10 protein-coding genes are annotated in these 10310 nt (G+C 72.6%); 5 read left to right on the top strand and 5 right to left on the bottom strand.

Translation table 11 applies throughout. The features are described 5' to 3' along the window. The first annotated feature begins 183 nt into the window (after positions 1-183). Complete coding sequence (locus AB0I94_RS23710; protein WP_363311611.1) at positions 184-687, top strand: MarR family winged helix-turn-helix transcriptional regulator; 504 nt, start codon at positions 184-186, stop codon at positions 685-687. Positions 688-694: 7 nt separating this feature from the next. On the opposite strand, the gene AB0I94_RS23705 is transcribed toward AB0I94_RS23710, so the two are convergent. Continuing rightward, complete coding sequence (locus AB0I94_RS23705; RefSeq protein ID WP_363311621.1) at positions 695-2686, bottom strand: BTAD domain-containing putative transcriptional regulator; 1992 nt, start codon at positions 2684-2686, stop codon at positions 695-697. A 126-nt stretch (positions 2687-2812) separates the two neighbouring features. Between AB0I94_RS23705 and AB0I94_RS23700 the strand changes: the two genes are divergently transcribed. The 3 genes from AB0I94_RS23700 (at position 2813) to AB0I94_RS23690 (ending at position 6472) form a co-directional block, all read left to right on the top strand. Further along, on the top strand, positions 2813-3691 hold the full coding sequence (locus tag AB0I94_RS23700; protein WP_363311610.1) for an alpha/beta hydrolase: 879 nt from the start codon (positions 2813-2815) through the stop codon (positions 3689-3691). Positions 3692-3930: 239 nt separating this feature from the next. After that, entirely contained in the window at positions 3931-5568 is a 1638-nt protein-coding gene (locus tag AB0I94_RS23695) for a sigma-70 family RNA polymerase sigma factor (RefSeq protein WP_363311609.1), read from the top strand. Positions 5569-5683: 115 nt separating this feature from the next. Beyond that, the gene (locus AB0I94_RS23690; RefSeq protein WP_363311608.1) at positions 5684-6472 is read left to right on the top strand and encodes a VOC family protein; all 789 of its coding nucleotides are present in this window, start codon (positions 5684-5686) and stop codon (positions 6470-6472) included. 42 nt (positions 6473-6514) lie between these two features. Here the strand turns inward: AB0I94_RS23690 and AB0I94_RS23685 are convergent, their stop codons facing one another. Then, a complete protein-coding gene (locus tag AB0I94_RS23685) occupies positions 6515-7471 on the bottom strand; it encodes a helix-turn-helix domain-containing protein (RefSeq protein ID WP_363311607.1) in 957 nt (318 codons plus the stop codon). Positions 7472-7552: 81 nt separating this feature from the next. Here AB0I94_RS23685 and AB0I94_RS23680 point away from each other — a divergent pair, with 81 nt between their 5' ends. After that, complete coding sequence (locus tag AB0I94_RS23680; RefSeq protein WP_363311606.1) at positions 7553-8182, top strand: MBL fold metallo-hydrolase; 630 nt, start codon at positions 7553-7555, stop codon at positions 8180-8182. A 28-nt stretch (positions 8183-8210) separates the two neighbouring features. Here the strand turns inward: AB0I94_RS23680 and AB0I94_RS23675 are convergent, their stop codons facing one another. The 3 genes from AB0I94_RS23675 to AB0I94_RS23665 form a co-directional block, all read right to left on the bottom strand. Further along, positions 8211-9047 carry a DUF1206 domain-containing protein gene (locus AB0I94_RS23675; protein ID WP_363311605.1) on the bottom strand — a complete coding sequence of 279 codons (837 nt, stop codon included), beginning with the start codon at positions 9045-9047 and terminating at the stop codon, positions 8211-8213. A gap of 97 nt (positions 9048-9144) precedes the next feature. Then, positions 9145-9825, bottom strand: coding sequence for a hypothetical protein (locus tag AB0I94_RS23670; protein WP_363311604.1), 681 nt, complete (start codon positions 9823-9825; stop codon positions 9145-9147). A gap of 43 nt (positions 9826-9868) precedes the next feature. Continuing rightward, entirely contained in the window at positions 9869-10273 is a 405-nt protein-coding gene (locus AB0I94_RS23665; RefSeq protein ID WP_363311603.1) for an N-acetyltransferase, read from the bottom strand. Positions 10274-10310: the final 37 nt, after the last annotated feature.

Here is a 10310-nt window from a genome sequence, read left to right as displayed (position 1 = left end):
CCCCGATCTTCGACCTCGTCGACTACGGCGTGGTCGGCGACCTCTTCGACGTCGTCCCCGCCCTCACCGAAGAGGTCAACACCCGCAAGGGCTGAGCCTGTTCGGGGTACGGCCCGGCCGCGCGGCGTTCACACGCCGGGCCGCACCCCGGGGGGCCCGGGGTGCGGCGATAACCTCGCGATCATGACTCCGCCGAACAGCGACACCAGCGGTACCACCACAGACCAGGCCCCCGCCGACCCCGCCGCCACCGACGACATGCTCGCCAGTCAGCCCATCGGCTACTGGAGCGGTCTGGCCCATGACACGGTGACCCGGCATCTGCGTGACGTGCTGGCCCGGATCGACGTCACGCAGCCGCAGTACTGGGTACTCAACCGGGTCAACAGCGGTGCCACAAAGCCGAGTCGCGAAGAAGTGGTCGGCCAGCTGACCCCGATCGCGGACGGACCGTACGACATCGCGCGTGTCGTCGACCAGTTGCTGCACCGCGGCTGGCTCGAGGCCGACGACGAGCAGCGCCTGCGCCTCACCGACACGGGTGAGGCGGCCAGGGCCCGACTGCGCGAGATGATGACCGAGCTGCGCGCCGTGGTCCACAAGGGCATCAGCGACGAGGAGTACGTGGCCGCGCTCAAGGTACTGCGTGCCATCATCGCCAACGCGCAAAGTGCTTCCGCCTCCTGACGTGCCTTCACCGGGGGCGACGTAGAGCGGTGGCGAGGTCGTCGAGGTGTCGTGCGACCGGGCCCAGGGTCAGCAGTCCGCTGCCGGCTCCCGCCAACTCACCGGCTGCTGGGGCCAGTTCTGTGTGGGCGCGGCGCATCACCTCCCGGTCATCGACGGCGATCGCCGCACGCCCCGCCAGACACCACAGAGCTTCGAGCAAGAGGTCACGGGGCGGGTCCGGGATCAGACGCACCGCCTTCGCCGCCTCGTCGCGGCTCCCCTGGGACAGCAGCACGAGGGGGCGGGCCCAGGGTTCGTAGGGCCCCCAGTCCGTGCTGCCGTCCAGGTCTCGACTGATGTGTACGTCGGTGGAGGTCTGTCGCCCGCAGTGCAGGGACAGCAGGACGAGCGGCAGCAGTCCGCGCTCCAGGCCGGGCATGCCCGAGCCGTCCCATCGCGCCGCGGCCTCCCGGTAGGCGGCCTCGGCTGCCGGGATCCGGCCGGTCGCGGCGAGCCGCAGCGCCGCGTACCACTGGGTGAACACCCCTACCAGCGGCAGCTCATGACGCGCCGCCAGGAGATCCGCGGCCGCCGCGTGGCCGTCGGCGCCCGGGAAGTCGGCGAGCGCGCTGCGGGCCTGGAGACGGATGAGATGGCCGAGAACCTCGTAGGTGGCTAGCCCGTGCCGGGTGGACAGGGCGACGAGCTCGGCGCCGATCGCGTCCCGCCGCGCGGCGAGACCCGTGCGGTGGAAGGTCTGCATGAACAGCCCGTTGAGGGCGAACGCGAGGAGTCCGGGGTCCTCGGCGCGGCGGGCGATCTCCTCGGCCTGGCGGGCGGCCTGGGGCCCGCGCGCCGATCTGCTGCCGCGTGTCTCCAGGGCGATCGTGGCGAGCAGGCGGGCCCGCGCCGCCGGGTGCGTGTCGGGCCGGAGCGCGGACAGGGCGCGTTCGGCCGCCGCCACGACCTGCGTGGCCTGGCGCGGATCGTCGACACGGGTCCAGATCGCCGGGACGTCGTACGCGCCGATCACCCGGGCGGTGAGTTCCGCGTCGCCCAGTTCCTCCGCCGCCTCGATGGCCGCCACGCGGTGCTCGCGGGCCGCTTCGAGGCCGCCGCCTCCGGTCACCGCCAGGTTACGGAGCAGGCTCACCGTCGAGTCCAGCCTGGCGCGGGCGCCTGATGCCACCGTCCGGTCGTAGGCGGTGGCGGCCTGCGCCCACACTCGTTCCGCGGCGCCTTCGGCCCGGGGCGGCGTGGGGTCGAGGTGGCGCGCCTGGCCGAGGATGTCCGCTTCCAGTCGGCGCAGTGCGGGGCCGGGGTCCACGCCCAGCTGCTCGACCAGGAGCGCGCGGGCCCGGCGCAGGACCGCGAGCGCGTCGCCCTGGCGGCCGGTGCGGTAGAGCGCGAGGGCGAGGAGCCGCCAGGCGTCCTCGCGCCAGGGGTGCTCAGCCACGTGCGCGTCGAGATCGGGCACCGCGTCGGCGGCACGTCCCGAGCCGAGTCGTGCCTCGGCGCGGCGCTCGACCGCGTGCAGGCGCAGCTCGCCGAGGCGGGAGCGCTCGGCGCGGGCCCAGGGCTCCTCGGCGAACTCGGCGTAGGCCGGGCCACGCCACCGGCCGAGCGCCTCCTCCAGGCGGTCGAGGGCCTCCCGCGGCGGCAGGTTCGCGGCGTCGGTCACCGCCTGCTCGAAGCACCAGGCGTCCACCGTGCCATGCTCGGCGCGCAGGGCGTACCCCGGTCCCTCGGTGACGAGCAGCCGGGCGGGTGTGCGGGGTGGGCGCTCCGGTTCCAGGGCTCGGCGGAGCGCGGCGACGAAGGTGCGTACGGTCCCGATCGCGTCCTGGGGCGGGTCCACCCACAGGTCGTCGATCAGGCGGGCGACCGGGACGACACGGCGGCGGGCGACGATCAGCCGGGCGAGCACCGCGCGGTGCCGCGGCCCCTTCAGCGCGACGGCACTCCCCGCGCCGTCCCAGGCCGTCACCGGCCCGAGCACCCCGAACGTGACCCGCACGCCTGACCAGCCTTTCCGCCCGCTTCCGTCGGTATCTTCCCTGGTCACGGTAGCGCGCTCATCGGATGCTCATCGGCGCCCGGCAGGCTCGGCAGCATCTGATCCGCCACCGTGAAGGACGCGACCATGACCCCTGCCATCGAGAACTTCAGCTACCGGCGTGTGCCCGTCTCAGAGGGCGTCTGCCTGAACGTGGCCGTCGGCGGCTCGGGGCCGCCGCTGGTGCTGCTGCACGGCTTCCCGCAGACCCATCTGATGTGGCGGCACGTCGCCGCCGACCTCGCCGCGGAACACACGGTGATCTGCCCCGACCTGCGTGGATACGGGGCCAGCGACAAACCCGCGGAGACCGACGGCACCACGTACTCCAAGCGCACCATGGCGGCCGACGTCGTCGCCCTGGCCCGTGCGCTCGGCCACGACCGCTTCGCGCTGGCCGGGCACGACCGCGGCGCCTTGGTCGCCTTCCGGGCCGGGCTCGACCACCCCGGCGTGATCACACATCTGGCCTGCCTCGACGTGCTGCCCACGCTTGACATGTGGGACGTGATGCACGGCGTCACCGCCACCGTGGGCTTCCACCTCTACTTGATGGCCCAGCCCCCGGGCCTTCCCGAGCAGTTGATCGCCGCAGCCCCCGACGCGTTCTTCGGCCACTTCCTCGACCTCTGGACGAACGACCCGCGGGCGATCCCCGCCGACGTACGCGCCGCCTATCTGGACGCCTGCCGCGCGGCGGTGCCCTCGATCGTGGCCGACTACCGCGCTTCCGCCAGTATCGACGTGGACCACGACCGCGCCGACCGGGACACCGGCAGCACGCTGCGGATGCCGGTCACCGTGCTCCAGCAGGACTGGGGCGCCGCGCTCGGCTTCGACGCGGCGGCGCTGTGGCGCGCCTGGGCACCGGACCTGCGGCACTCCTCGGTCACCTGTGGCCACTTCATGGCGGAGGAAGCGCCCGCCGAGATCGCCGGGGCGCTTCGGGACCTCCTCACGCGCTGAGTCCTTGTCTCGCGCCGGCCGGGCGACAGCCGCGTTCAGCTCACCAACCGTGCGGAGGCGGCTGACGTCCGGTAAGCCGGACAGAAGGCCGTGCGCGCCTCCCCTCTGCCACCGGGTGCGTATGCTCACCGACTCGGCCCGGATATCTGTTCGCGGATTTCTGTTATCTCCGTACGCTCACGCGATCTCCCAGGTGTAGGGCGACAACGTGCCGACGAAGAAAGCGAGTGAGGCAGTCCATGATCGGTGAACACGATCCTCTGGTGACGGCGGCGCAGACCGGGGACCAGCGGGCGCAGGACGAGCTGGTGGCCGGATACCTGCCGCTGGTCTACAACATCGTCGGGCGGGCGCTCGACGGCCATGCCGACGTCGACGACGTCGTGCAGGAGACCATGCTGCGCGCACTCGCCGGCCTCGCGACGCTCCGCGATCCGGCGAGTTTCCGGTCCTGGCTGGTGGCCATCGCCATGAACGAGATCCGCAGGCACTGGCAGCAGCGCGCCTCCGGCCACAAGAGCCCGGACCCGCTTCACGAGGCGCACGACATCGCGGACCCGGGCGCCGACTTCGTCGACCTCACGATCATCCGTCTCGGTCTGGTGGGGCAGCGCAGGGAGGTGGCCGAGGCCACCCGGTGGCTGGACACCGACGACCGGGCGCTTCTTTCGCTGTGGTGGCTGGAGGTCTCCGGGGAGCTGACCCGGTCGGAGGTCGCCGCCGCGATGGAGCTGCCGACGCAGCACGCCGCGGTCCGGGTCCAGCGGATGAAGACGCAGCTGGAGACGGCCCGGATCGTGGTCCGCGCGCTGGCCGCGGCGCCTCGGTGCCCGTATCTGGCAGAGGTGGTGGCCCCGTGGGACGGCACGCCTTCCGCCCTCTGGCGCAAGCGCCTGGCCCGGCATGTCCGTGACTGCCCGATGTGCTCGGGTCACGGCGCGGGGCTTGTGCTCGCCGAGCGCCTGCTGGTGGGCCTCGCCCTGGTGCCACTGTCCGCCGCGCTCGCCGCCCCCGGCGCGATACGCGCGGTGAGCGCGGCCGACGCGCACCACCTGACGGCCGGCTCACCGCACATATCGCCCGGCGCGCACTCCACCGGCGCCGGCACGTACGAGATATCCGGCTCCCGGAGCGCCCAGGCGAGACACGCGGCCAAGCGCCACCGGACGCCGCGCAAGGGCCGGACCGTGGCCGCCGGGGTCGCCGTGCTCGTGGTCGCGACCGGGGTCATCTACTCGGCCACGCGCCCCTCGGGCGACGAGAAGACCGATGCCGAGCCCCTGACCGCGTCGCAGCCCTCCTCCTCGGCGGCCCCGTCCACCACGGCGGCCACGCCCAGCAAATCCGCCTCCGCCTCCCCCAGCCGGACGCGGAAGGCCTCCCCCAAGCCCACGCCGAAGAAGACCAAGGCGCCGAAGCCGAAGGCGACCACCCCGAAGCCCACCCGCACCAGCAGCGCCCCACAGGCCCCACAGGCCCCGCAGGCACCGGCAGGCAACTCGTACGGCGCGGAGGTCACCCGGCTCGCCAACGCCGAGCGCGCCAAAAGCGGCTGTGGCCCGCTGACGCTCAACAGCAAGCTGAACGACGCGGCGCAGGGCCACTCCGACGACATGGCGGAGCGCGACTTCTTCGACCACACGAACCCCGACGGCAAGGACCCCGGCGACCGGACCACGGCCGCCGGCTACAAGTGGACCACCTACGGCGAGAACATCGCCGCGGGCCAGCGCACCCCGGCCGCCGTGATGGACTCCTGGATGAACAGTTCCGGCCACCGCGCCAACATCCTCAACTGCTCCTTCAAGGAGATCGGCGTCGGCTACCGCCAGGGCGGCGGCGGCCCCTGGTGGACGCAGAACTTCGGCGCGCGGTGACCATGGCCCACGGGCGGCGGTCGCGGGGTTCGACGGGCGCGGGCGCCTTCGTTCCCATAGCGTGAATCCCAAGCGTGAATCCCACAGGAGAACGCCGGAACTGGAGGCCCTCGCGATGGCTGCGCACCCGAAAGGCACGCCCTGCTGGGCGGACGCGATATTCCCCGACGTGGAGGCCGCGAAGAGCTTCTACGGCGAACTGCTCGGCTGGACGTTCGACGCCGGTTCGGAGGAGTTCGGCGGCTACACCCAGGCACGCTCGGACGGCAAGGCCGTGGCCGCGGTCATGCCGCAGACGCAGGGCATGGAAGGGCCCGCCGCCTGGAACCTCTACTTCGCGTCGCCCGACGCCGCCGCGACCGCCGCGAAGATCCGTGACAACGGCGGGACCCTCGCCGTGGAGCCGATGCGAGTCGGCGAGTTCGGCACCATGGTGACGGCCCAGGAGCCCAGCGGCGCGTACTTCAGCGTCTGGCAGCCCGGCACGCACCAGGGCTTCGAGAAGGTCGGCGAGGCGGGCGCGTACTGCTGGGCGGAGCTGACCACGCGGGACCCCGCGGCGGCGGACGCGTTCCTGCCCTCCGTCTTCCCCTTCGAGGTGCGGAGGATGGACGTCGACGACGTCGACTTCAGCGTCTTCCAGGTGGACGGTCAGCCGGTGCTCGGCCGGCTCAAGATGACCGAGGACTTCCCGGCGGAGGCGCCGCCGTTCGTCAACGTGCACTTTGCCGTGGACAACTGTGACGCCGCGATCGTCACCATCACCAAGCTGGGCGGCCAGCTGCTCTTCGGCCCGATGGACAGCCCCTTCGGCCGCTTCGCCACGGTCGCCGACCAGCAGGGCGCCACTTTCAGCATCATCGACCTGACGACCACGGAGGGCGAGATGCCCTCGTTCAGCTAGGAGCCCGGCAGCCAGGGAGCCCCGCAGTCAGGGAGCCCGTAGCTACGGCGCCCGCGTGAACGCACGGCGGTAGGACCGCGGAGGCACGCCCCGGCGGCGTACGAACTGCTCGCGCAGGACGGCCGCACTGCCGTAGCCGACCCGGTGGGCGATCTCCTCCACCGGCAGGTCCGTGGTCTCCAGGAGCTCCTCGGCGCTGCTCAGCCGCAGGTTGACCAGCCAGGCGTGCGGGGTCGTGCCGGTCGCCGCGGTGAAGCGGCGCGCGAAGGAGCGCCTGCTCATCAAAGCCCGGCGGGCCAACTCCGCGACGGGCAGCGGCTCGTGCAGATGCGCGCGGGCCCAGTCGAGCGCCTCGGCGAGACGGTCGTCCCGGCAGTCCTCCGGTACGGGGGCGGCCAGGTACTGGGCCTGGCCGCCGTCGCGGTGGGAGGGCAGGACCAGGTCCCGGGCGATGGTGTTGGCCGTCGCCGCGCCGTACTCCCGTCTGAGCAGATGCAGGCTGAGGTCGAAGCCCGCCGCCGCTCCCGCGCCCGTGACGACCTGCCCTTCGTCGATGTACAGGGCCTCGGCCTCGACGGTGACGTCCGGGTATCGCCCCGCGAGGAGCCCCGCGAAACGCCAGTGGGTGGTGGCGCGCCGACCGTCGAGCAGCCCCGCCGCGGCCAGGGCGAACGCACCGACGCAGTGCCCCGCGACCAGGGCACCTCGCGCGTGGGCCGCGGTGAGCGCATCGAGCACGGCGGGCGCGGGCGGCGTACGGAAGTCGGCCCAGGGCAGGGCGATCACGAGGTCGGCGGCGGCGAGCCGGTCAAGGCCGTGCTCCACGGTGATCGGCACCCCCGCGTCGGTGCGGACCTGTCCCGGCCGGTCGGTGCACAGGCCGAAGTCGAAGCGGGGCAGTCCCGGGCCCCGCTCGTCGAACACCTCGGAGACGATGCCGGCGCCGAGGATGCCGACGCCCGGCGGGGCGTAGGCGGCGATGGACACGAAAGGCGGCATACGGAAGTGTGGCACGTTTCCTGCGATCAGTGGCAGATGGGCCACTCGTTGCCGGGCCGCCGGCCCGGAAGACTCATCGGCATGACCAACGCAACGACAGACGCCATGACAGACGCGACGGCAGACGCACCGCTCGGCCGCAGCGCCGTATTCACGATCCTGACCACCGGCTACACGGGCTCCACCGGCCCCGGAGTCGCCGCCACCGTCTCCTATGTCCACGACGGCGACCGGCACGTCATCGTCGACCCGGGCATGGTGGCGAGCCGGGACCGGATCCTGGGCCCCCTCGCCGAGTTGGGCCTTGGCCCCGACGACATCACGGACGTGGTGCTCAGCCACCACCACCCGGACAACACCATGAACGTGGGCCTGTTCGGCCGGGCCCGGGTCCATGACCACAAGGCGATCTACGAGAACGACCAGTGGACCGACCGGGACGCCGAGGGCCATGAACTCACCCCGTCCCTGCGGCTGATCCGCACTCCGGGACACAGCCGCGAGGACATCACGCTGCTCGCGGGCACCACCGAGGGCACCATCGCGTTCGTGGGCGACCTGTGGTGGCGGCCGAACGGCCCGGTGGACGACCCGGTGTCCCCGGACCGTGTGACGCTGCGTACGTCACGGCTGCGCGTCCTTGCCGCCGCGGATGTGATCGTGCCGGGCCACGGTGGCCCGTTCAAGGCTGACGAGACGGCGCCGGTCTAAAGCCTTCCGACGGATCTCCGCGGTGTGCTCACAACCGCCGCCAGCGCGCGGAGGCGAAGGAGAAGACGCCGAAGAGGATGAGCCCGGCCGCGACGGCGGCCAGCAGCCACGGGCCCGCGGGGGTGTGCGCGAAGCTGCGGAGGGTCGCGTCCACACCCTTGGCCTCGTCGGGGTCGAACTGGACGGCCGCCGTCACGATGAAGACGCCCGCGAGGGCGAACACGGCGCCGCGTGCGACACCGCCGGTCACGCCCAGGGCCGTGACGACCTGGCGGTTGCGGCCCTTGAGGGAGCCGAGGTCCAGCTGCCGCAGGAAGCGGCGCATCATCGCCCGTACGGCGAGCACGACCCCGACGCCGATCAGGACGCAGCCCCCGGCGCCCACCAGGTAGCGGCCGTAGGGGAGTTCCAGCGCGGACTTCGTCCAGTCCTGCGACTTGGCGTCGCCGCTGGAACCCTGGCTTCCGCCGGCCGCGTACATGGCGGTCGCCCAGCAGACGAAGGCGTAGAAGACCGCCCTGCCGCCGTCGAGCGCCCGGGACGCCGTCTTGTGGCGGGGCCCCCGCCTCCCCACCGCGCGGGCGCCCCGCCACAGAGCCATGCAACCGAACCCGACGACCAGCGCCCACAACATCACGTCGCCGAACGGCTGCTCGCGGACCTGGGCCAACGCGCCCTGACGATCGGCCTGTTCGCCGCCGCTGCCGAGAGCGATGCGAAGGGCCAGCGCACCGATGAGGACGTAGACGACACCCCGTGCGACGAACCCCGCACGGCCTGCCGCTGTCAGCGATTCGTTCTCCGCCGAGCGGCGGACCAAAGGCTTCTTGGTCCAGCCTCGTTTGTGCACTCGAGACAGCGTCATCGTGTCCTCCCAGGACCGTGGGCGCGCGGTGCGCGCCCGGTCACCGAGTGCCCCCGTCAGCGGCTGACCATGCCTGGCAGTCCTTGGCGCCGGGACGTCAACCGAGGCCGGTGAGCAGGAAGCCGGCCACCAGCAGGCCGAAGCTCAGCGGCGCGAACACCAGGAACGACAGCAGGGGTACCCAGCCGATGAGCCTCTCCGGGATGGTGCGTCCCGCCTTGAGGCGACCGTGCGAACGACGCACCTGCGTACGCAGGTCGAGGCGTTCGGCGGCCCGGTCCGACACGACGACGCCGGCGCCCGGCGGCCTGCTCAGCAGCGCCTCGCGCACCAGGGCGTCGACCGTCTCGTCGCTGCCCGCGAGCTTGTCGAGGACGATCCGCACGCCGTGGGCGTCGGTGAGGATCAGCCGGTCGTCGGTCCGGATCTCGCCAGGCACCTCCAGGAGGCCGACTTTCGTGAGCCGCGTGAGGTCGATGGTGTGCCGCCCGGTCAGGGTGCGGGCGGACAGCAGGTCACCGTCGTGCGGGCGCGCGCGCCATCCCATGTGGGCGTAGCAGGCCACCAGGGCGGCGATGAAGAGCGAGACCAGGTTGAGGAAGAGGAATCCGTCGTCGATCAGCCCGGCCCGGATCAGCGGCACGGGCACCACGAACAGCACGGGCGGCGCCAGGAGGACGACGGCGTCGGTGACGTACCGCGCGGTTCGCCCCTGCCCGGCGGTCACCTCCGCACGCCCGGCGGAGTCGGCTGTGGTCCCACGCGTGTTGATCGTCACGGCGGTGACGTTATCGCGTACGGATCATCGGTCGCCAAGCGCCTCAGAGCGGCGTTCCGCCGGTCCTTGACCTCGGTGAAGCGCTGATGTGAGGGCATCCCACGGCTCCCGGAACGAAGTCCGTGCCCATCTCCTCCGCCATCGCGGCAAAGAACTTCCGGCCGTCCGCGGACTGCCGGGAGGTGGTCCACGCGTAGCCGGGCCAGGGGTCCGTGGCGCGGTGGAGGGCCTCGCGGCCCAGGCCCATGCCCTGCCAGGGGCCCGCGATCGCGATGGTGTTGACGTGGGCGGCGGCGCACGGGTGGCACACCTGGTAGTCGAGGTGCCCGATGTCCCGGCCGTCGGCGTCGAGGAGGGTGATGACCTGGCAGCCCGCCGCCACCGCCGCCGGGGCGCATCGGTAGGTGACCGCCTGCGGGCAGGGACGAGGCGGCCTTCGGAACTTCACCGCGGTGCGGCCCTCACGCGGGCCGCCGGGTGGCGAC

Origin of the sequence: Streptomyces sp. NPDC050147 (assembly GCF_040660195.1) — a bacterium.
Lineage (GTDB): Bacteria > Actinomycetota > Actinomycetes > Streptomycetales > Streptomycetaceae > Streptomyces.
The sequence above is the reverse complement of the archived record's forward strand: the minus strand, read 5'-3'. Positions and strand labels throughout refer to the sequence as shown.